Below are 22,626 nucleotides of genomic sequence, written 5' to 3'. Positions count from 1 at the left end.
GTTCCCCGGCTACTCCTTTACGGTAGAAAATTCTTATTCGCCGGCCGCAACGAAATACAGGAGTCTGTTACAGGTCGGACAGGAGTGGAGCTGGTCCTCACGAAGAAGATCATTATACAGCTGGGGCGGTACATTCATGTAGCAGCCATGACAGACCCCGTTACTGGCCCCCACCATCGCCAGACCATCCCGCTTGGCCTTGATCAGTTCATACTTGTTGAGGATTTTCTGATCCTGAACCTTCTTGGCCTTGGCAATGCGGGTTTTCAATATTTTCTCCATCCGACTTGCCAGCTTGGCGGCAGCCGCCTCATGCTTGGCGGTTTCGTCAGCGAGCCTTGCTTCCATCTCGGCACACAAGGCGGTGCTCTCCTGGTTTTTCTTATCATAATGCTCGGCCTGTTCCAGGAGGCGAACCAGCTCATCTTCACGCTGCCGATTCGCATTCTTGGCATCTTCGATCTCTTTAAGAATACTCTGATACTCACGATTGGTCTGGACATTCATCAGCTTATTCTGCCGGTCCTTGATCATTGCCTGGGCATCTTCAACTTCCGCTTCAACTTCACGGCGCCTGGATTCTCCGATTTGAAGCTTATCTGCGAACCCGTCAATCGCCACCTTGAGTTTTTCGATTTCACTCTTCTGCTTATCAAGGACAGCGGTGCCGGTGCCAATCTCCTCATTGATTTTGCTGATCTCCAGATCAACATCCTGGAGTTCTTTCAGGTTCATGATTTCGTCTTTCAATTGTAGCTCCCTTAAAGTGAATTATATAATAAAAACAATTAATTGATTGATCACACGGTTCCCTGATCCCGAAATACGACCCGGAAAGGGCTGGTCTGAATTCCGGTTTCCTTCACGTTGATTTCAACCCCCTTTTCCTGCATCCTGCTTCTGACAAGCGAGGCAAGCGCAGGCACCACCATATTTTCAGTGCTGTAATGGCCCGCATCGATGACACAAAATCCGGCATCCTCGGCCCATCTCGCAGTACTGTGTTTCACTTCACCGGTGACATAAACCTGGGCGCCGGCTGCGCAAGCCTTTTCAGCCAGATCCGAACCACTGCCGCCACAAACGGCGACCCACTCCACCTGCAACGGTTTCGGCCCGGCAATTCGTAATACCGGCAAATCAAGCGCTTTCATAAGCCCGGAAGAAAACGCATCAAACGAACGCGCAGGAGAAAGCCTGCCGATCCGACCGAAACCAGCTCCCGGGTTCTCATCATTATCCACTTCCAGACCCCCGCAATCGGAAAGACCGATTGCCTTCGCCAGCGCATCGTTCACCCCGCCGGCGGTCTTGTCGAGATTCGTATGACATCCGACAACGGCAATCCCATCAGTCACCGCCTTTGCGAGAAGACGGCCGGGGTAGGTGTCGAGAACCAGAGCCTTCATGGGTTTGAATATCAGGGGATGGTGCGTCAGCAGAACGTTGCATCCCAGGTTTACCGCCTCGACGAGAACATCTTCCGTCGGGTCCAGGGCAACCAGAACACCCGAGACAATCTGATTCGGATCACCGACCATGAGACCGACATTATCCCATGGCTCGGCAAGGTCTGAAGCGGCAATTTCTTCAAGCAGGCACAGCAGATCTTTCAGAACAACAGCTTGTTTCGGCATAATTCCTTGTGGCAGATGTTACGGCCCGCCCGATCAAAAGACCGAATACCAGCCCGGACGCTGTAAATAGCCTACCCCACTCTCAGCGACAGACCCGGCAACAGAAGTCACCAGTCTGTTCTGCAGGGGACAATAAAAAAAGGCGCATCGCCTTGGCGTCTGCACCTTTTCTTTTCCGGCGGGGTCCAGCCCCTTTACCCCAGAGGGCCGGATTATTTTTTTCAATCTTATAAAAATTCTTTCTGTGGTCAACGTGCGAGGGCACTCTTTCATCATGCCTTATACCGGCGCCCGGAGACGCGGTGAAGCCGATTTCGGTCGGCCTGATTAATACCTGCTGTACAGCCTGTAACGGAACCTCAAAACACTTTAACTGGTGGGCCTACCTGGACTCGAACCAGGGACCGACCGGTTATGAGCCGGTGGCTCTAGCCAACTGAGCTATAGGCCCATTTCCCATAAAAGAAACCGATGATTATATCCGAGACCGCATGATTGTCAACTCAATTTTTCCCATCGCACAGGCCCGCCTTGAACCACCCGCCGCATGGACATTCAGAGCCTCCGCCACTCCTCTGAAAACATTGAAAACACAAAGCATTGAATCAACCATCGGCAAAATAACCACCAAGTTTTACTTGCCTCAATCGGGCTCCTTACTTATATTACCGGTTCGAAATCAGCACCAACTGAGGTAACGATACCAGCTGTCTAATCCCAAAGAACACGACAGATAGCTTTGCCCAAAACCATCAGCCCCCCCTAATTATATAAGGAGAAATGGTTCAATGAAATTAGGCATCAACGGACTCGGCAGGATCGGCAAACTCTCATTATGGCATCATGTCGGCCGCAAACACTTTTCATCTCTGGTTGTAAATCTTGGGAGGCCGGTCGGTACAGGACTCGCCGATATCGCCGCCTCCATCGAACGCGACAGCTCCTATGGCCGGCTTGAGAATTATCTTCACGGTTACCGGGCAACCCGCGTCATTGAGGAATTAAATGAAGAAGCGGGCACCATGGTCGTCAACGGCATACCGGTCACAATTCTCCGTGAAGCCAGAAACCCCAAGGACATCAAATGGAAAGAAAACGATGTCCGCCTGGTTGTTGACACCACCGGAGTATTCAACGACCCCACGGCGGATCCCGGCAGTGAAAGAGGCGCATTCCGCGGACATCTCCAGGCCGGCGCGGAAAAAGCTATCCTGTCGGCGCCATTCAAGATCAAGGCCAAAGGAATGGCGATGCCCGATGACGCAGTCACCACCGTCATGGGGATTAATGAGGAAGATTACATTCCAGGCAAACACTGCCTGATTTCTGCCGCCTCATGCACCACAACCTGCCTGTCATACATGATCAAACCCCTGCTCGATCAGTTGGGCGCCGAAAATTTCCTGAGCGCCTCCATGGTTACCGTTCATGCCGCAACCGGCAGCCAGCAGGTTCTTGATCGATTGCCCGGTGCAGGCGCAACCGATTTAAGGAAGAACCGCTCGATCCTCAACAATATTATTCTGACCACCACCGGCGCCGCCAAAGCCCTCGCCCTGGTGATTCCGGAAATGAAATCCATCGGTTTTATCGCTGAATCAGTCCGGATCCCGACCTCAACCGGGTCGCTGATCGTTCTGGTCTTAAACATTCAGGACGAGCCTGACAATCCAATCAAAAGAGACCGGATAAACAACATCTACCGGGATTTTGCCGCCACCTCGCCTTATCTCGATTATTCCTCCGAGCAAAATGTTTCGGCAGACATTATCGGCATGCCTTTCGCCGCAACCATCATTGAAGGGACGGAAACCCACACCCGGACCGCCAACATCCGGGTCAACCTTGATAAACTGGGGATGGGTTGCGAGGCCAAAGGGATTCTTGAGGTGCCGGTCACCCAGGCGGTCATCTATGGATGGTATGATAACGAACTTGGCAGCTACACCAACATGCTCGGAGACCGAACCGTCTCCATTGCCGAGCAGATGGTATAACGGCCCATATTTTGTAATGACAGGCCTCTGGAAGAAATATTATACTGATCTGACCGATGGTGCACGAACCTCTCCGCATCCTGTAAAAAGAACAGACTGCAACTTGTCCTGAAAAAAATAACAGTTGGAGTGCTCAATTGAAGAACATCAGAGACCTTGATGTCCGAAACAAGAAACTTCTCATCCGGGTCGACTTTAACGTCCCCCTTGATGAGCAGGGCAACATCACGGACGACATCCGGATCCGCGGGGTCCTGCCGACCATCAATTACGCCCTTGATGAAGACGCGAAGATCATCATCATGTCCCACATGGGGCGTCCCAAGGGAGAACGGGTTGATCAATTCTCCATGGCCCCGGCGGCCAAACGGTTGTCGCGACTGGTAGGCAAGGAAGTCAAGCTTGCGCCGGACTGTATCGGTGACGAAGTCGTCCGCATGATCGAAGCAATGAAACCGGGGCAGATCATCATGCTCGAAAACTTGCGCTTCCATGCTGAAGAGCAGCAGAATGATGAAGCCTTCTCAAAAAAACTGGCAGCCCTTGCCGATATCTATATCAATGATGCCTTTGCCGTGGCCCATCGGGCCCACGCATCGGTGGTCGGCGTTCCGAAATTCGTTTCCGCTTGCGGAGCTGGCTTTCTGCTCCAGAAAGAAATGGATTATTTCCACCGCTCGGTGAGCAACCCGATGCGACCTCTGGTGGCAATAGTCGGCGGGGCGAAGGTTTCCAGCAAGCTTGGCGCCCTGACCAACATGATGGACCGGGTCGATAAAATGATCATCGGCGGGGCCATGGCCAATACCTTTCTGAAAAGCCTGGGCTTCAATGTGGGTCGCTCCAAGGTTGAAGACGATCTTCTCGACACCGCCAAAGACCTCGTCAAGAAAGCGGCCAAAAAGGGGGTCAAGCTTTACCTGCCGGTAGATTGCATTACCGCCGACAAGTTTGACCCGCGTGCCGAAACCAAACAGACCACCTCCCAGGAAGTGCCGAGTGAATGGATGATCCTGGACATCGGTCCGGCCACCACCACCCTTTTTGCGGAAGCGCTGGAAGACGCTAAAACCATTATCTGGAACGGTCCCATGGGTGCCTTTGAAATGGATGCTTTTTCCCGCGGCACCATGGCCATGGTTCAACGGGTCGCCTCTTCCCATGCCCTGACCATCGTCGGGGGGGGAGACACCGACGTTGCTGTGCACAAAGCCGGAGAGTCGAACAATATCTCCTATATTTCAACCGGCGGCGGCGCTTTCCTGATGCTGATGGAGGGCAAAAGGCTCCCCGGCGTAGTCGCCCTGGAAGAGAATCGATAATTGCCATACAATCCTGACCCTGTTTGCACAGACAGAACATGACAGGATCTGACTTTTTTACCTGGACAACAATAATCCCCGGGAGAGGATCATGACCAGAACACCCCTGATAGCCGGTAACTGGAAAATGAACACCACCATCGCCGAAGCGGAGCATCTTGCGCAGGAGGTTGTCCGCGCGGCCTCCGCAGTCCAGGACCGTGAGATCATGATCGCCCCGCCTTTCACCACCCTGGCCGCAGTTGCCGACATCGTCTACGACTCCAACGTGCTCCTTGCCGCCCAGAATGTCTGCTGGGCGGACCACGGGGCCTTTACCGGCGAGATATCCCCGCCGATGCTGCAGGATGTCGGCTGCAGCATGGCAATTGTTGGTCACTCCGAACGCAGGCACATTTTCGGTGAATCCAACAGCCTGGTCAACAGAAGGATCTCCGGGGCCATGGAGCATAACCTGACCCCGGTATTCTGCATCGGCGAACAACTCCCGGAAAGGGAAGCCGGCCTGACCATGAAGGTTCTGGAGACACAGATGCGTGAAGGTCTTGCTGACATCAGCTTCACCGATCCTTCAGCGTTGATTATTGCCTACGAACCGGTCTGGGCCATCGGCACCGGCAAAACAGCCTCTACCGAACAGGTCCAGGAAGTACATTCTTTCCTGCGGAATCTGCTCGCTTCCATGTTCGAGAAAAATATTGCTAGCCAAACCAGAATATTGTATGGTGGCTCGGTTAATCCTGAGAATGTGGACAGCTTGATGGCTCAGGAGGATGTTGACGGCGCCCTGGTCGGGGGGGCAGCATTGAAAGCCGAGTCCTTCGCCCGTATCATCAATTTTTGCTAAGTCTCGATCAGGCCTTCCGTTATGGAGGGCATTGTTTATTATAAGGTATAAAAAATCATGACGACCATAATCACTTTCATCCATGTGCTTGTCTGTCTGTTCCTGATTGTCATCGTGCTCCTGCAGCACGGTAAGGGAGCCGACATCGGAGCCACTTTCGGCGGAGGCGGCAACACCGTCTTCGGAACCGAAGGACCGGTGCCGCTTTTGAACAAGGTGACGACCATGGCGGCCATCATCTTCATGATGACTTCCATCGGTTTGGCCTATTTCTCGGCCCACCGGGGAAGTGGATCTGTGATGGAAAGCGTTTCCGCACCAATCAGCGCGCCGGCCCCGGTCGAGGCACCCCTCGAAAGCGGCCCGGTAAAAGTTCCGATGCCCAGCGAGGAAGCAGGACAGGCCGATCAGGCCCCGGCCACCTTCCCGGGTCAGGAAAAGTAGTTTTTACAGCACAAGTTAAGAAGTTTACAGTTTTGTTGCCGAAGTGGTGGAACTGGTAGACACACTGTCTTGAGGGGGCAGCGGGGAGACCCGTGCCGGTTCGATTCCGGCCTTCGGCACCAATTAATAGTCCAGGGATGACTTAAAAAGACCACGAAACCCGCAGCCAGAAATGGTTTGCGGGTTTTTTGTTGTCTAATAGCGTTCAATACAGCTCATTTTCTTCCACAAAAAACAGGGTCCAAAATAGAGTGCAAGCAACAAAGAACCATAATAAAACAGATTGGCACTTTGTTTGGCCAGGAAGGCCTTGTTTTCTCCGGCATCAAGAACCAGTCAAAACAACTGTCGGAAAGCACCCTGCTCTATGCCCTCTATCGTCTTGGACTATCATTCCAGGGCGACCGTTCACGGCTTCAGGGCCACCTTCAGCACCATTGCCAATGAGAGTGGGTTTAGCGGGGATGTAATCGAAAAGGCCCGGACCATGAAGAGAGAACCAAGGTGCGGGCGGCTTATCACCGCAGCGAGTACCTGGAACAACGTCGCGAGTTAATGCAATGGTGGGCCGACTATCTGGAAGCATTGAAAGCTGGGGCCAAGATCATCCCGATCAAATCAGCAGGTTGATAGTTTTTATCTTCAAGATATGTTGACTCGCCCATCAAAGGAAATAGTTAAGTAAACTGACCCCGGACATTTCAGTTCAGATGTTCACTTGACTGGTCTCTTAACAGGTGCTATACATGGTACTACAGACGATTTCTTTTAAGGGAGTGTGCCATGAATACCAAGTTTTCCGAGGATATAGTTCCGATCAGTGATCTCAAGGTTAATCCCGGCAAAATAGTCAGACAGGTCCAGGAGGCCCATCGCCCGGTGGTCCTGACCAACCGAGGCCGGGGAGTTGCCGTGGTCCAATCTTTGGTGGATTATGAAGCCGGAGTCGAAGAGCAGTCCTTCATGAAGGCTGTAGTCAAGGGGATGGCCGATCTGGAGGAAGGGCGGGAATTCAACCTGACCGAAGTCAAGAAACGATTGGCCATCATCTGATATGGGCCGGAAAACAGCGGTTACTTTTGCAGCCTCCGCCATTGGCGATCTTGAAGATATCCTTGGTTTTTACAAAGAGCAGGCAATTCCCCAAGTTGGACAACGCCTGGTGAGCAAAATTATTTCGGATATCGAACTCCTGGCTTCCCAGCCGGAGATAAGCCGTGTTGTCCCTGAATTCGAGTTGGATTTCCTGCGTGAGTTGATTCGGCCACCTTTCCGCATTGTCTACCGGTATGATTCGAAGCGAATTAGAATAGTGCGGATTTGGCGTAGTGAAAGATTACTTGTCTTGCCTGAAGAATAGATGCTTGCAACAAACCCTACGAACTAAAAAGGGAGATGTTGGTTCATGGACAACCGTTTCTTTAGGCAGCCCCTACTCAATTCTCCTTCTGAATACCCATCCAGGCATCGGGAGCTTGATGAAACTGGTTTCTGATTTTGGTAAGTGTATGTTTTTTCCAGTGGATGTTGAGTCAATATATTTGAGAAGTTGACCAAACATTGGGATGAAATAATTGAGTACGATGTCCCCGGAATTCTGGTTACCGCACATAACATGTTGAAATAATTAGTTTTTCAAATGAAAAAGTAAAAAGCGAACTTGACCAGTCGCCGACCCCTTTACAACAAAAGCCAAGAGCGGACGCGACCCCTTTTTTTGTTGTGATAGCCTTTATTCTACTTAACAATTTTTCTCTGGAGATATTCAAATCCCATTCATCCCGGCCTTGCGCAATACTCTTATGAATAAGCCAATTTCTCTCTGACAATAAATTTTCAAGTTCTCGCTGTAGTGACTCAGGATATAAACTTGCTTGTTCGGCAATCTTTATAGCTTTACCAAGAGTATAGGAACGGTGTTTCTCTAAAAGTTGGTCAGCTTCTGACCTTAACTGTGGTTTTGTCTTTTTTAATACAATTGAATGACTAAGGGCATCTTCCACATGCTGTACTGCACATACAGATTCGCCAACCAAGCAATATAGCGATATCTCTTGTTTTGAAGCTGGTTTAAGTCTCTGTTTTTCGCTCATTATAAAACCACAACAGTATTCTTGGCTTGTCCTCTATTTATGCCTTCAACGTTTCGGCGTATTATTTTTTAGTTGTTTAGTTCTAGGGTGTAGTTCATAGATTCCTTGTATCATGTGTTTTATTACGTCAATACATGTTTGGAGGTCATCTCGACTAGGGAAATAGGCCCTATGAGAAGCGGCATTCCCAGCCTCAAGAACCGTATCAATTAGTGCTCTTTGTTTCGGAGAGACTAAGCCCTCCTTCTCAAAAGCGGTCATCTTGTCTTTGAAAGTACCTTTATCGCCAACATGTTCGACGATAACAAGGTCGATCAACGTTCTTAATCCCATTGTGGGGAGAGCCACCAGCCCAGCCCGTAGAGCCTGATCTATTTCCTTGACTAGTTCCCTTTTCTGCTCATCTAATTTTTCATACCATTTAGGCTTATTGGTCGAATCATCTGGCGTAAAGAAGCCTTGTAGAGATTGATTCGCTTCCCCGTCAATACCTAGCGCTAATCCTTGATCCTTGGGCGGATTTATAATGTGCCATTCATAAAACTTGCTAATAATCTCCCCAAAATCTTGATATCTCAATATTTGCTCTGAAATACAGATGCTTGAACCATCGCTCAATGGAAATTCTTTAGATTCGCCAGCGAATCCAGAATGTGCCATAACCATGTAGATCAGAGCTTCACGACACAGATTCGGTTCTGTATCTGTCGATTCCAATATGTCTGCCAAAAACAATGGCTTATCAAGATTAGCTTTGTATTCTTTTTTGAAATAACAAAAGAAGTATTCGAAGCGCTCTAATAGGATGCGGGCATGATCATCTTCTAATAGAGGTAGCGCATAAACGTTGACCATATATCTCTTTCTTTGGTGATCACGTTCTAAAAATAGAGTTGGCTGCTCTAAATTATCAAGTTCTTCGAGCCAATCTGAATGTTCAGCTCTATAGCGATCAGAAAAAACCCAGGGAGGGATACCGCTAGATTTACGAAATATATCGGTCAGGATCTCAAGGGATTTGGGGCCTAAATGCTGCTTAACTTCGTTTACGTATTTTATATTCATACCTCAGGGTTATCCCTCGCTCGTGGCCATTTCTTCCTGAATGGCCTTGAGGGTGCTGCCTGATTTGTCTTTCCATTCAACCCGGCCATTGGCGCTTCGTCCCATGACAACTGCTGCTGCCGTGGATGGTGAACTGAAGCTGTAATCCTGGGTGAATTTGTACCACTTCCCCTCTTGCGCAAGGACTCCGGAGGTGATGAGTTTTTCTCGCAGATCAAACATGCCTCGGACATGGGTTTTCATGGAAGGAGCCGCTTCAACAACCGCTTCAGAGCCCTTGCAGACAACAAAACCGCCAGTAGATTCGTACCCTTCCGCCTTCAGGCCTTTGGTCTCGACATAAAGATGATTTCTGCGGGTGCTTTTGTCGGATTTGGGTTTCTCAAACGCTGAGATACCGAGGAGAGGCAGAATCTGGAGCATGTGATCCAAAAACACTTCCATGTCGGCTTGGTCGGCTTCGTTGAGCGATGGACGATTTGGTTTGTTCTGGTTGTCGAGAGCCATGCGCTTGGCGGCATTAGCCAGCTCGATCAATCTTGCCTCAAGGTACTGGACATGGGCCTTGTTTAGTGCCCCTGCCTGGCCGGTGGCGAAAAAGACCCCTCGATTCCAGAAATCCTTCTGGGAGAAATGGCTTTCCAGTCTGGGCCTTACCGGGTCACCTTCGCCGATATAGAGCAGTTCCCCCTCGCCATCCTCCCTGGGGCCAAGCAGTAGGTAAACTCCGGTTCGCCCGAATTCCTCACGCTTCTTTACCTCTGGAAGAAGCGGCCGGGGGAAGACCAAGGCTCGACCGTTCCAGTTGGAGCGCTCGATAACCCGCAATCCGTCCGGATCACCGTTGGCGACAAAGATCCTGATTGAAAATGGATGTGATTCATTCATGATAAATCCTAACGAGAAAAGACAATGACCTAAGCTTAGTAGTTAAACACCGAACATCCCAAGGTTTTTATAACCTCAACCCAAAGGGCTGATTGCAATACTATGTTTATTAACATTTTAATTCTACGTGGTTAAGCCACAGACTTCTCTGTAGAGACTGGTGAGATGCTCAATTGTCAGATCCAGGATCGGCTCATACATGAACGAATTGAGATGGATATTCGAGCTGACCGTAATACTAACCTTTTCCAACGTTCGCATCTCTTGCGCTACCGGGGCCAGGGCCGCGTATTCTTTCATAAGGCTGCCGAACTGATTCCGGGCCTGGCACCAGTAGTTCACATCGTTTTTCAAGGTCCGAAGTTGGTTGGTTACGAATACCTCGGCTTGCAGGCGTATAGCCATGGAAAGCAGCACTTTGTCTTCCAAATTCAAGCCGTCATGCGTGGTCTGGGCACATATTTCATTGGCCTTATCGAACAGAAGGGATTTCATCGATTGTGTGCCACTGGTGTCGTGACCTGTACCAAAAAGACGATTGTAAATCTCCAGATAATCACCACCACTTATTTGGTCTGTGTCGATCTTCCAATGGAGCAGGCTGGTGAGCTGCAGGTAGTCGGGATCATCTTCTCCCCTGGTATATTCGATCAGATTCCTTGTAAACGGGATGGTGGCGCAAAGGATACAGTCATTGTTGGCTACATTATCTTTCCATTTTCCGATGAAGTAATTTCTGATGCCATCCGTCTTTTTGATAGTGATGACTCCCTCGCCCTTATTGGCCATAAGACATCTGTCGTAGTCAACGACAAAACTATTAACAAGCGATCGAAAGAAGTCGAAATTATGGGTCAGGATGATCTGGTGGAAATTTTCGGTTTTACCCAAATCCTTAAGATACTGGACGATGGCATGCTTATTCTTGTAGTCAAAGGAGTCGGCGACATCATCAATGATGAAAAGGGTTTCCTGGTTGGCAAGTTTCCGGGCTTCCACTTCAAAAATGAAGTTAAGAAGATAGAGAGCCCTTCTTTCGCCCTGACTGAGGGTTTTGATTTCAGAACGTGACCATTCGACGGTGTCGGGGCCTTCTTTGAAGGTAAACTTGAGCCGGGCGTTCTCTTTACCGAGTGCTGCTTGGGTTTGATTAGCAACAGAAAGCGTGAAAGGCATATCAAGGAATCGATCATTGAAAAGCTCGACTGCTTTAGTCCACCTTGGCGCGGCTTGAGCTGAAGCCGCTTCAATTCTCCCGATCTCCTCCTTGCTGTCGCTGTACAACTCCAGGTACCCTGTTGCATCAGTGGTGTTCTGGATGTAGTAGGTCCAAAGGTCTTTGCGGAATTGGGCCTGCTTCTCGGGCTTAAGATTCTCAAGAAGAAATTCAACTTCAGTGGCGGCAAGTCTCTCAATAAGATCGGTGAGCGCCTGGTTCTGGGCGTTTTTGGCGAGGCTGGCACGCAGTTTTTTGAGAGTATCGTCGCCGTCAATTTTCGCATGGATTGCCCGCAGTTTCTGCTCCAGTTCCGTCTTGTCGATGGAACCGGAGTCCCCTCTCAGGTGGACGCGATGGCCCCCGGCAAAGAACCCCTGTTTGTCCAGGGTCGCAAATGAAGTTTCCGCCTTGGTGGGATTGAAAACCCCCTTCTGATATATCGTTCCGGCCTGATTAAAAAGTTCCTGGTAGCGCTCGTTGAACTCACTCGCCCTCGTGATGAATTCCTGGCTTTTCAATACTTCAATGGCCTTGGGATCGAAAATAATCGCATACTCGTAGGGGCTCAAATCATCATCAATGGCAATTTCTTTGATTCTGCCGATACAGGTTGGGAAATCCAGTTCCCTCCAGTCAGTGAGAAGGGTCTTTTCGATCTCACCTTTTTTGATTTTTGATGCTTTCTGCAGGGAGTTGATCAGTTTGTTTTTCAATTTGTCGAGTTCGACCAGCAGCTCATCGTACCTGGCCTTGCTTGCAGGATTGACCAAGATATTGGTGATGGCCGGGCTGTCGGAGCTGATATCGATTTCCGCCTTGAGGACATGGATCGCCTCTTGCGAAATGGCGGCGCCGTCCGCTTCAATCACGTGCCGTGAGGGGCGGTTGTAGCGTAATTCTTTAGGAATTTCACCTTTTGCCAGCGCCTCAAAGGTCTTAGCGAAGGAAGACTTCATCAAGCCATTTGGCGCGTAGATGGCGTAGGCCTTGGTCTTTGGTCTAGTGGGGTTGTTGCCACATGCAAAGTCGAAATCGTGGTCGAAAGATTGGATACCATAGCAGTTTTGGAGGCTGACCTTGAGTCGGTTCATAAAGTAACCCCAATGCTCTGAGGTTCGGCGCTCGTTTCCAGGCCTCTCTTTTCTTGCCTTGTGCCTATTTCGCGTTGCTCTGCCTGACCCAGCGATACTCGCGACAGATCCAGCTCCCCCTTAAACGCCTTCTGACTCAACGTGCCATAGAGATTTTTCAGATCGGTGAGGCTTTGCTGGTAGAGGGATTTGAGGCCGTCGACCTTTTCGACGATAGTGGCGAATTGGTTTTGAAGATCAAGTGGTGGAAGAATAATGCCTATCTTCTTGATCTGCCCCAACCCGAGGAACTTTTGCGCTCCTCCTGAGGATAAGTCAGAAATAATTTTATTTTTTATCTTCTCGTAGTTGAGGTAATGCTCCAAGAATCGCGGGTTTAATGATTCATTCACTGGCCTCAATAGTGCGACATTTTTCATGCTAAACTCGTAATCCACAACGTTCATTGCTGCGGTTCCAAGATTGACGCCGATGTTGGTATACAGAACATCGCCATACCTTGGATCGCATCTACTGTAGATAATACGATGATCTTCTTCCAAAACATAATCGCACCCATTGTAATCAATTGAAAATGGGCGAACATGTTTCCCTGTTATGAAAGGTACTCCGCTCGTTAACCTTTCTGGAGTGTCATGCGTTCCATCTGTAATTTTCAGACATTCTTTCGCTAATTGGTTTGTATCCCACCCCTTCTCATTCCGCACGGGGTCACCGAACATCTCCAGAAAGACGCTTTTGAGCAGGTCGTCGAGTTGTTGCAGGTGTTGTTTGCGCCGGGCGATCAGCCCTTCCACCTTGCCGAGCAGATGGGCAATGCGCTTTTGGTCGTCAAGGTTGGGTTTGCCATCCTCCTCTGGTATAGGTATTTCGACTTGTTTCAGAAATTTGAAATGCCGACTATAACCAGCCGCTTTTAAGCTGATGGATCGAAGGTAATAGAAAATATAAAGCGCATTAAACAGCTTAGGATTTACAGCTAATGCCTTTGCGCCATCTGCCCCTAACGCAATCGTTGATTCCTCGTATTTGAGTGCACGGGTATGATCCCCAAAAACAATAATCGGTGAATGAGTCTTATTGACCAAAGATTCGTCATCCGTATAACCGGCGATCTCTTTTTGGCCTTGGTCAATAATCTTAAAGCGTCCCTCGGCTTTGTAGTCCGTAGCCTTGATCTTCCTAAATTTCGACGTTACATCGGTTATGACTTCAGAAAACGGATACCACTTCATCCAACCATCCCCCGCGACTCCAGCAATTTGCACACAATCCCGCTCACCACCTGGGCCAAACAATTTCCGTGCCTTCCGTGTATTCCGTGGTTCATCATTCTTTCCGCCCCTTGCCAATCCTCTTCGCTGGTGGCGTAAATATCGAGCACCTTGCGCCAAAACACTTTTTCAGACGAGCGAATGTCCCGAATGCGGGCGAGAAGTTCATCGAAATAGCTGCCCCCGCCTGCCTTTTTGAGCCGCTCATCGTCCATGGTGAAACCCTTGACGAGATACTCCTTGAGTCGTTCGGTCGCCCAGATGCGAAAACGGGTGGCGATGGCGCTTTTTACCCGGTAGCCAACCGAGATGATCATATCGAGGTTATAGAAATCCAGCTCACGTCGGACATCCCTCTTGCCCTCCCGGCGAACCGACAAGAATTTCTTGTGAGTTGCCTCAGCCGCCAGTTCTTCCTCGCCATAGATGTTGAGAATGTGCTGACTGATGTTCTGTTGGGTGGTCTGAAAGAGTTCAGCCATCATCGGCTGGGTTAGCCAAACTGTTTCACCCTGTAAACGGACATTAAGTCGGACCCGACCATCGTCGGCTTGATAGACGAGCAATTTCCCATGGCTCCCATCTTTTCCGTGCTTTCCGTGTGTTCCGTGGTTCATCCAATCATCCCCCGCAACTCCAGCAACTCCCGGACAATGCCGCTCTCCACCCCATCCAAAACCTTTTCGTGCCTTCGGAGTCTCGTGAACTCGCTTACCTCGTGTTTTTCGTGGTTAAAAAATTCCTCCCCCAATTCCGCCACCAGCAACCGCTCCAAAATCACTCCCGGCGCCTCATACACTACCTCTTCAAAGACATCCTCTTTATAGCGGCTCAACGACAGATCATAGCCCTCGGCCTCAGTATCCTCACGAGACACAAAAAAACATTTCGCGGTCCGATCAGTATCCTTATCCGCATCCCGGCCATGAAACCGGGCAACAATATCCTGCAAGTCGCCATGCCCCTCCAGCTTGGTGCGCTTGTCGTCCAGAGAATAGCCATCGGAAGCCATCTCATAAAACCAGACATGCTCAGTAGCCGGTTTTGTAACCTTGTCCTTCGGCCCCCAGACCTTGGTGAAAAGCAGGATGGCGGTACTGACCCCGGCATAGGGTTTGAAGACTCCACTGGGCATGGTGACCACCGCCTTGAGGTCGCAACGCTCCACCAGGGTTTGGCGCAACTGCTTGAAGGCCTTGCCGGAGCCGAATAGCACCCCTTGCGGCACGATGACGCAACCGGTACCGCCTTTTTTCAACAACCGATAGATATTCTCGACAAAGAGCAGCTCGGTCTTGGTGGTGGATAGAGAGAGATTTTCGTTGATATCGCCCTTGTCGATGCTGCCGGTAAAGGGCGGGTTTGCCATGACGATGTCATATCCGCCCTCTTCGTTAAAGGACTTGCTCAGAGTGTCCTTATAATCTATAAGCGGCTCGTCGATGCCGTGCATCATCAGGTTCATCAGACCAAGGCGAACCATGGTGCTGTCGATGTCGTAGCCGCACAGAGTGCTTTGGAGAATTGTCCGAGCATCTTCGGTGAGCCCGGCTGCCACCGAGGTGCGGGTAAAACCATCTTCATCGGGCTGCAGATCCTTACTGCCGGCTTTGAGGGCCAGCTGAGTGACGATGTATTGGTAGGCTCCCAGAAGGAAGCCGCCGGTGCCGCAAGCCGGGTCGGCAATTTTATGGCCAAGCTGCGGCTGCACCAACTCGGCCATCAATTTGATGATATGACGCGGGGTGCGGAACTGGCCGTTTTTGCCGGCGCTCGCGATCTCCGAGAGCAGCATTTCATAGACATCGCCCTGGATATCCTGAAAGGCCTGATTTTTTTCGTCGGCATCCTTCTCCATCACCTCGAAGATCTCATCGATGGTCTTGACCGCTTCCACCAAGAGGGCCGGTTTGGGGATGATGAAGACCGCATTCTTCATGTGGAGGGTGAAGTTGGACTGGGCGCCGTTCATGTCCTTCAAAAAGGGAAAGACCTTGTTCTGGACATGCTGGAGCATCTCTTCCGCCTGCATGCGTTTGAATTCGCTCCAGCGCAGGGTGCGCCTTTCAATGGCAAAGGGCTTTTGGTCATCTGCGGATTTGTCCCGATGCTCCGGCGGAATCCAGGTGCCGCTGAACTTTGAGGTGTACTTTTCGCCAGTGAATTCGGCGGCTGACTGTTTTTCCAGATCCAAATTATCCAGCCGCTTCATGAACAGCAGGTAGGTAATCTGTTCGATGGCGGTAAGCGGGTTGGAGATGCCACCGGACCAGAACTTGTTCCAGAGCTGGTCGATCTTGCTTTTCAGTTCGGGGTTGTTTTGCAGCATGTTTAGATTCCTTTTTTAACCACGAAACACACGAACCACACAAAAATTAACAACAATTATTCTTTCGTGATTTTCGTGTATTTCGTGGTTCATAAAATAATTCTCTCAATTTTGGCTTTAGGATAGTGAGCGAAATTGACCAGCAAGCCGAGCTTCATGCCGGTTGCCTTGAGATAGTTGATTACCTGAGCCTTGTGCTCAGGGGCAATCTCCTTGACCGTCTTCAGTTCGAGGATGATCTTCTCGTAACAGATAAAGTCTGGCTTGTATGCTTGTTTGAGGCGTTCGCCTTTGTAGCTCAGTGTCAAATCCGGCTGGGCCACAAAAGCAATCCCGCAGTTGGCAAACTCCCTCTCCAGGCACTCCTGGTAAACGGCTTCCAAGAACCCGCATCCCATCTCCCGGTAGACCTCAAAGATCGCCCCTTGAATGGCATAGCACTCATCCTTATAAAGAATTCTTTCGTGCCTTTCGTGTATTTCGTGGTTCAAATTATTCATTTTCTTCCAACTGCTTGACGTTTCTGTCGGCAAGCAGGAGTTTCATCTGGTGAATGGCGGTCCGGTTCAGGATTTTGAGCCGCTCGGCCTGCGGCATCCCCTGTTGAATAAAATGGGCGTTCAGGGTTTCGAGGTTGGCCAGGCAGACAAGCTGGGAGACATTGGCTTCATCGCGAATATTGCCTTTGTGGTCCGGATTTTCGTTCCGCCAATGTTTTGCGGTTTTGCCGAACAGGGCCATGTTCAGCAGATCCGCCTCGCTGGCGTAGACCAGGTTGATCTGCTGCGGTGTAAGTTCAGGCGGGATCAGGTTTGCCTTGATGGCGTCGGTGTGGATGCGGTAATTGATCTTGGTCAGATTGCGGCGGATGTCCCAGCCGAGTTGCTGGAGTTCCTGCTCTTTGAGGCGCTGGAACTCCTTGATCAGATAGAGTTTGAACTCCACCGACACCCAGGAGGCGAACTCGAAGGCGATATCTTTATGGGCATAGGTACCGCCGTAGCGACCTGATTTGGAGACAATGCCAATGGCTCCGGTGAGTTTGGCCCACTTCGTCGGTGTCATAACAAAGGCGTTGCTGCCGGACTCATTTTTAACCGCCTCGAATTCGACACGGTTAAAATCAGGGTTATTCAGTTGCTCCCATATTCCCAAAAATTCTACAGTAAAGCGGGTTCGCATCCAGTTTTGGATGACAAACCGGGGATCATCGGCATTTCGGTACTTGGCGATGTCCGTCAATGAGATGTAATCATCCTTCCGGATCTGCTGAACGCGCACAGTCTCAGTGAGGACAATAATTTCCTTGCTGTCAGTCATGATTGGGCCGTCCCGGTTATTGTGGCACTTCCGCCATAATTAAAATCTGCGAATTCATTTTGGTGTTCGTTGTTAAAGGAGCCGTATTCGACCCCTTCTGCATTTTTTCTTAACCACGAAAGGCACGAGGTAAGCGAGTTCACGAGACTCCGAAAACACGAAAGTAAAAGCTGTTTCCGTTTTTGTGTGGTTCGTGTGTTTCGTGGTTCATAAAATTTCAAGCCGCCAGTCGCTCGGTGAGCTGTAATATTTCGTTGATCTCCGCCGAGTTGAACACGCCACGGATGCCCTGGGGATGAATGACCGTAAAGGGGGCGTTGATCAGGTCCTTCTTTTCTATTTTTTCGCGGTCGATAATGAAGTTTTTCAGCAGGTTCAGGAACTCCAGCTGGCGGCTGGTAAGGCTGGTGTGCTGGTGGATGAACTGCTCAAAGGCTTCGCTGACCGTCTCGGGGAAGCTTTTGAGAATCTCAATCCCGAGTATGTGGCGGATGAACTGGATGAAGCGGGCCTTGCGATTTTTGTAGGCCTGGCGCAGGAGATTCTCGGTGATGTGGGGATGCTCCGAGTGGAGAAGATCGGCAAGCTCTTCGGCCTCGGTCGGGCTGATCTCCTGGCCGTTTTTGATTTTAGCCAGAATCGGGTTGTGTTCGGTCATCTCAGCAATCAGGGCCTCGACCATTTCCCGATAGCGGCTGATGCTCACGGCTTCGTGCTGGGGGCCGAACTCCACCATCTCCTTGCGGTACAGGTTGTCGGTCAGGTCCAGGTGAATCTGTCCGGGGCCGGTGATCTGCTCGCGGAATTTCATCAAGGGACCGAGTTTGGTGGTCAGTTCGTCCAGCGCGTCCTCATCGATCTTGGCCCAGTAGTGGTTGGTCTGGGCGGCGCGGATCAGGGTTTCCTCGGTTTTGACAAAGTTGACCGAAAGCGGCAGTTCGCTGATCTGCTCGACAATGCCGTCTTTTAGGGTATCGGCCTTCTCCTTCTCTTCGTTCAACCGGGCCAGCGAGTACTCAAGCAAATCTTTCTCGAAGCGCATGGCCTTGAAATCGGCCTCGGAAACGGTGCGGAACAGGGGCTTGATCTCGTTGCGTAAGAATTCCAGTTTCTGGTGGCTGAGGGTGATCCAGAAGTTTTCTTCTTCAAGGCGATGCAGAGCGGGAGCCGCCTCTTTGATCACCACCGAGCCTTGCGGCAGTTCGGCAATTTGTTGTCGGAGCTTGGCGATTTCCCGCTCGGCGATCTCCTGCTGGCCGCTGTCCAGAGCCTTTTCGATCTTGTCGAGCCGCAGGCCGACCAGCCGGACCGGCAGGGGCAGTTGCGGTTTGATCTCCTTGCCCTTGGGGGTCAGCTTGAAATATTCGAAGTTGTCCCAGCAATCGAGGATCAGGAAGACATCCTTTTCGGTGCACCAGGGCTTGGGCTTGGCGGCTTCCAGGAGGCGGGTGCCGCGCCCGATCATCTGCCAGAACTTGGTGTAGGAATAGACCGGCTTGGCAAAGACCAGGTTGACGATCTCCCGCACGTCGATGCCGGTATCGAGCATATCCACACTGAGCGCCACCCGTGGCATATCGTTGTTGGTGAATTGATCGAGCAGCCCCCCTTTGCCGTAGACCCGTGGGTCTTCCGAAACCAGCACCTTGGCCAGCTCGCCCTTGTATTGGGGATAGAGCTTGTCGAAGATCTCTTCCATGCGGCGGGCATGGGCCTTGGACGAGCAGAAGAAGATGGTCTTGCCGGGGAGGACGCCGCTGCCGTCCTTGATGCACTCCTCCATGAATTCCTTGACGATCAGGGCATTGGTGCCCTTGTTGATGACCTTCTTTTCCAGCTGCGAGCCCTCGAAGTTGATCTCTTCGATCTCCTTGCCTTCCAGGAGCAGTTTTTTCTGGTCTTCCAGAGTGATGGTGCGTTTGCTGATGCCCTCCATCTGGAATCGGGTCTGGATCTTCATCACCTGGAAGTTGCTCAGGTAGGGCGGCACATTGTTGACCGCTTCCTCGAAGGTGTAGGCGAAGGTCGGCAGGCCATCCTCGCAGTTGAACAGCTTGAAGGTGTTGTGGTCGATGATGTCGGTGGGCGTGGCGGTGAGGCCTAAGGTGATAGTCTTGAAATAGTCGAGGATTTCCCCATAGGTGTTGTAGATGGAACGGTGACTTTCATCGATGACGATGAAATCGAAAAAATGCGGCGAGAGGTACTGCGACTCATCCCGGACGATATTGAGCATGGTGGGATAGGTGGAAACATAGATGCGGCGATCCTTGGCGATGATTTTTTCGCCAACGTTGGGCCAACGCGGTTCGTTGGGCAGGTGCTCCTTGAAGGCGGCCAGGGCCTGCTCCCGAAGGGCGATGCGATCGACCAGGAAGAGGACTTTTTCGGCATGACCGGCCCGCATCAGGGCATCAACCATGGCAATACAGGTTCTGGTTTTACCGGTACCGGTGGCCATGACCAGGAGGAAGTCGCGCTTCTTTTGCTCGATAGCCTCAAGAACAGAGCGAATGGCGCGGATCTGGTAGTCACGACCGGCTATGTCTATATTGATTAATTCCTGAGTGAGAGGCTTGCGATTGCGGCGGATGTATTGGTAACGCTCCAGATCGTCCCGGGTTGGGAAGCCAACTATCTTGCGCGGGGGATAATTATCGAGATCCCAGAAGTAGGTTTCAAGACCGTTGGTGTAAAAGCAGAACGGCAGCTCGCCACCTTTTTGCTTCTGGATGTTCTGACAATACTGTTTGGCCTGCTCACGACCAAGGGCGGCATCCTTGGCGGTTTTTTTGGCTTCCACTACGGCAATGATTTTTGAATCCCGGCCCAGGAGAACATAATCGCTATACTGGTGCCCCTCGTATGGCGAAGCAGGGCCGGGGTCTCCTGTCTTCACTGGCCCATCGACATCGATTTCAAACTCTTCCACGACCTGGGTAGGATCGCCTACCCGCCATCCGGCCTGGAGGAGCTGTTTATCGATTATATCTTTTCGAGTCTGTTTTTCGTTTTTCACTGGCAGGTTTCGATTATTTCTCAATCAGAGTTCCGAAAACACATGCGTGGTAAAGATATTTACAAAATACCCATACTTACATCCTGGTTATTTTCAAACTTATCTTTCAGAAGTTCAGTAATATACAGTAATGTCCTACAGAATCCCAATGTTATGATTTCCTTTTGAAAAGGAGTGAACTCATGGCCAGACATTACTCTGCAAAAAGCTTTTTCCGACATGTTCCCAATGCTTTGCTTGCCCGATATTTCCAAGACCGGGAACTCGTTACCAATATGGATTTTGCCGACACGAAGGAATCCAAACCCGACGAGCTGTTTGCCGCCTGGCTTGAAATTCCCGACGAGCAACGCAACAAGATTGATGCGGAGTTTCAGGAAATTTTCGAGTTGAGTTGTGAAAAAGGCTTCCAGGCAATTATGGATGAGGCCGAGTTTCATTTGATCGGTGACGGGCTGAGCCCATTTGCTGAAAAAATGTCGGAGTTATCGAATCACTACGAACGGGCGATGATCACCTTCTTGGATCACAAAGAGTTCTGGAAAGGCGCAACCCGCTTTTACCATGCTGACACTCTGCCATATTGGAGAAAACAGAAAAACATGTCGAACCTACCGGCGGCTGTTGATGATGACAGCATCATGCACCTGGCCGACCTGATCCGCAATTGCCGATATAAATGTCATCAAGCTCTGTATAGCCTTGAATTTTTTTACATATAGCAGCGGCCAGTTCGCCAGAGACCTTGTTCAGAAATACTTCGAACTCTGATGCGTCATTATCCTCTTGTATAGTCAGTATTTTCATGGGACGAGGGTCATGCTTGCCTTTTGGCATTTTCTCCATTGACCAGCGGGGCGGTTCTTTGCTCGAGGCTTCTTTGCATGCGGCATAAATTGCTGATACACTCACCGACCTCTTCAGGGGAATTCCCTGGGTTACTGATTTTGGTTTGACACTTCTCTAGCGACCCATTAAGCATAGACAATGTTAGATGGTTTTGAGGCGGGCAGGCAGGTTGTCTCAATTTTTTTTTACAAACCCAGAAAAAGCGATTTCTTATCCCTTAAAAATCATAAAGCAAGGAGCGTAGTAATGTTAACACTCAGAATGTTATCAATAGTACTCGGGTTGAGTTTGTTAGCAACAACACTAGCTACAGCATCTGAGCAAATAGATTGGGGACAAAAGCTAGTTGGCCCAGTCAAGTCATCATCTGCATACCACAATGAATCATCAGAGTATCAACCCTACAAATTATTAACAGGAAAAGAGACAGAGTTAGAAATAATCGGTGCCCTATCAAGTTCTCTCTATAAAGGCACTGAAAAAAATACCAGTTTTGAAATCTATTCAGCATACATGGAGTATTTAAAAGAAAATAAGTTTCAGATCCTATTTAAATCTGAGAAATCAGAAGGAATATCAGGATTGCCGGGAAAACTCTATGGGATGAATCCCTTGAAAAGTGATCCAAATTATTCCAATTCAGCTTCTTTGACATCCGGAGCCAGAGGCGATCATACCTATTATATTGCGGCAAAACAAAAAAGCAAAAATGGTGATATCTATACAGGTATCTTTATCACCCAGGGGTGGTGGAACGTTCCAAATTATCGTGTAGATGTGGCACAGGTAAAGCCACTTCAAACAACAGTCTTACCGGCAGATGAAATAGAAAAAGCCATACAAACAGAAGGCTATGTAGCAATATATGGTATTTATTTTGATACCAATCAAGCCAGTATTAAAAAAGAATCAGAAGCCTCGTTATCAGAAATCAGTAATTATATGAAAAAGCATCCTGCCGATGTTTTTTATGTAGTTGGTCATACAGATGATGAAGGCAAGATGGATGATAATATGGATCTATCACTCAGACGAGCCAAATCAGTGGTCAAGTATTTGCAAGAACAGTTAAACATTCCGGGCACACAATTAGAAGCACATGGTGCCGGTCCATTGGCACCAGTAGCCAATAATCACACCATTGATGGGAGAGCGTTAAATAGAAGAGTGAGTTTGGTAAAGAAATTGAAGTAGCGGGGGAAATCAGAGATCGACGAACTCGGGATCTTCCG

Annotated in this window: 20 protein-coding genes, 2 tRNA genes and 1 pseudogene; 10 read left to right on the top strand and 13 right to left on the bottom strand. The window is 49.9% G+C overall.

What is annotated here, in order from left to right:
* Positions 1–33: 33 nt before the first annotated feature.
* From KKG35_02425 to KKG35_02415, 3 genes are all read right to left on the bottom strand, one after another.
* A complete protein-coding gene (locus KKG35_02425) occupies positions 34–750 on the bottom strand; it encodes a hypothetical protein (protein ID MBU1736971.1) in 717 nt (238 codons plus the stop codon).
* A 50-nt stretch (positions 751–800) separates the two neighbouring features.
* Positions 801–1,637, bottom strand: coding sequence for a Nif3-like dinuclear metal center hexameric protein (locus KKG35_02420; protein MBU1736970.1), 837 nt, complete (start codon positions 1,635–1,637; stop codon positions 801–803).
* A 374-nt stretch (positions 1,638–2,011) separates the two neighbouring features.
* A tRNA-Ile gene (locus KKG35_02415) sits at positions 2,012–2,088 on the bottom strand.
* A 337-nt stretch (positions 2,089–2,425) separates the two neighbouring features.
* Between KKG35_02415 and KKG35_02410 the strand changes: the two genes are divergently transcribed.
* The 8 genes and pseudogenes from KKG35_02410 to KKG35_02375 all read left to right on the top strand — a co-directional run bounded on the left by KKG35_02410 (position 2,426) and on the right by KKG35_02375 (position 7,607).
* A complete protein-coding gene (locus KKG35_02410) occupies positions 2,426–3,634 on the top strand; it encodes a glyceraldehyde-3-phosphate dehydrogenase (protein ID MBU1736969.1) in 1,209 nt (402 codons plus the stop codon).
* A 137-nt stretch (positions 3,635–3,771) separates the two neighbouring features.
* On the top strand, positions 3,772–4,956 hold the full coding sequence (locus KKG35_02405; GenBank protein ID MBU1736968.1) for a phosphoglycerate kinase: 1,185 nt from the start codon (positions 3,772–3,774) through the stop codon (positions 4,954–4,956).
* Between the two features lie 91 nt (positions 4,957–5,047).
* Complete coding sequence (gene tpiA, locus KKG35_02400) at positions 5,048–5,803, top strand: triose-phosphate isomerase (protein ID MBU1736967.1); 756 nt, start codon at positions 5,048–5,050, stop codon at positions 5,801–5,803.
* Between the two features lie 57 nt (positions 5,804–5,860).
* Positions 5,861–6,247, top strand: a complete 387-nt coding sequence (gene secG / locus KKG35_02395; GenBank protein ID MBU1736966.1) for a preprotein translocase subunit SecG — start codon at positions 5,861–5,863, stop codon at positions 6,245–6,247.
* Positions 6,248–6,284: 37 nt separating this feature from the next.
* A tRNA-Leu gene (locus KKG35_02390) sits at positions 6,285–6,369 on the top strand.
* Between the two features lie 245 nt (positions 6,370–6,614).
* Positions 6,615–6,877, top strand: a pseudogene (locus KKG35_02385) (hypothetical protein).
* Between the two features lie 153 nt (positions 6,878–7,030).
* On the top strand, positions 7,031–7,300 hold the full coding sequence (locus KKG35_02380; GenBank protein ID MBU1736965.1) for a type II toxin-antitoxin system Phd/YefM family antitoxin: 270 nt from the start codon (positions 7,031–7,033) through the stop codon (positions 7,298–7,300).
* Between the two features lies 1 nt (position 7,301).
* Positions 7,302–7,607 (top strand): type II toxin-antitoxin system RelE/ParE family toxin, encoded by a 306-nt coding sequence (locus KKG35_02375; protein MBU1736964.1) that lies wholly within the window; start codon positions 7,302–7,304, stop codon positions 7,605–7,607.
* Between the two features lie 241 nt (positions 7,608–7,848).
* Here KKG35_02375 and KKG35_02370 read toward each other — a convergent pair whose 3' ends face one another.
* The 10 genes from KKG35_02370 to KKG35_02325 form a co-directional block, all read right to left on the bottom strand.
* On the bottom strand, positions 7,849–8,340 hold the full coding sequence (locus tag KKG35_02370) for a hypothetical protein (GenBank protein ID MBU1736963.1): 492 nt from the start codon (positions 8,338–8,340) through the stop codon (positions 7,849–7,851).
* Between the two features lie 45 nt (positions 8,341–8,385).
* Complete coding sequence (locus KKG35_02365; protein MBU1736962.1) at positions 8,386–9,405, bottom strand: DUF4145 domain-containing protein; 1,020 nt, start codon at positions 9,403–9,405, stop codon at positions 8,386–8,388.
* Positions 9,406–9,414: 9 nt separating this feature from the next.
* Entirely contained in the window at positions 9,415–10,293 is an 879-nt protein-coding gene (locus tag KKG35_02360) for a GIY-YIG nuclease family protein (GenBank protein ID MBU1736961.1), read from the bottom strand.
* A 123-nt stretch (positions 10,294–10,416) separates the two neighbouring features.
* On the bottom strand, positions 10,417–12,603 hold the full coding sequence (locus KKG35_02355; GenBank protein MBU1736960.1) for an AAA family ATPase: 2,187 nt from the start codon (positions 12,601–12,603) through the stop codon (positions 10,417–10,419).
* Positions 12,600–13,838, bottom strand: coding sequence for a restriction endonuclease subunit S (locus KKG35_02350; protein MBU1736959.1), 1,239 nt, complete (start codon positions 13,836–13,838; stop codon positions 12,600–12,602). The genes KKG35_02355 and KKG35_02350 overlap by 4 nt, the downstream gene beginning before the upstream one ends.
* Positions 13,835–14,494, bottom strand: a complete 660-nt coding sequence (locus KKG35_02345) for a virulence RhuM family protein (protein ID MBU1736958.1) — start codon at positions 14,492–14,494, stop codon at positions 13,835–13,837. The genes KKG35_02350 and KKG35_02345 overlap by 4 nt, the downstream gene beginning before the upstream one ends.
* On the bottom strand, positions 14,491–16,206 hold the full coding sequence (locus KKG35_02340; GenBank protein MBU1736957.1) for a type I restriction-modification system subunit M: 1,716 nt from the start codon (positions 16,204–16,206) through the stop codon (positions 14,491–14,493). Before KKG35_02340 ends, KKG35_02345 begins: the two co-directional genes overlap by 4 nt.
* A gap of 89 nt (positions 16,207–16,295) precedes the next feature.
* Positions 16,296–16,706, bottom strand: coding sequence for a GxxExxY protein (locus KKG35_02335; protein ID MBU1736956.1), 411 nt, complete (start codon positions 16,704–16,706; stop codon positions 16,296–16,298).
* Positions 16,699–17,526, bottom strand: a complete 828-nt coding sequence (locus KKG35_02330) for a KilA-N domain-containing protein (GenBank protein MBU1736955.1) — start codon at positions 17,524–17,526, stop codon at positions 16,699–16,701. Before KKG35_02330 ends, KKG35_02335 begins: the two co-directional genes overlap by 8 nt.
* 217 nt (positions 17,527–17,743) lie before the next feature.
* A complete protein-coding gene (locus KKG35_02325; protein MBU1736954.1) occupies positions 17,744–20,515 on the bottom strand; it encodes a DEAD/DEAH box helicase family protein in 2,772 nt (923 codons plus the stop codon).
* Positions 20,516–20,820: 305 nt separating this feature from the next.
* Between KKG35_02325 and KKG35_02320 the strand changes: the two genes are divergently transcribed.
* Positions 20,821–21,267 carry a hypothetical protein gene (locus KKG35_02320; protein MBU1736953.1) on the top strand — a complete coding sequence of 149 codons (447 nt, stop codon included), beginning with the start codon at positions 20,821–20,823 and terminating at the stop codon, positions 21,265–21,267.
* Between the two features lie 373 nt (positions 21,268–21,640).
* Complete coding sequence (locus KKG35_02315) at positions 21,641–22,588, top strand: OmpA family protein (GenBank protein ID MBU1736952.1); 948 nt, start codon at positions 21,641–21,643, stop codon at positions 22,586–22,588.
* Positions 22,589–22,626 lie beyond the last annotated feature (38 nt).

The sequence above is a fragment of the Pseudomonadota bacterium genome (assembly GCA_018823285.1).
GTDB lineage: Bacteria > Desulfobacterota > Desulfobulbia > Desulfobulbales > JAGXFP01 > JAHJIQ01.
The sequence above is the reverse complement of the archived record's forward strand: the minus strand, read 5'-3'. Positions and strand labels throughout refer to the sequence as shown.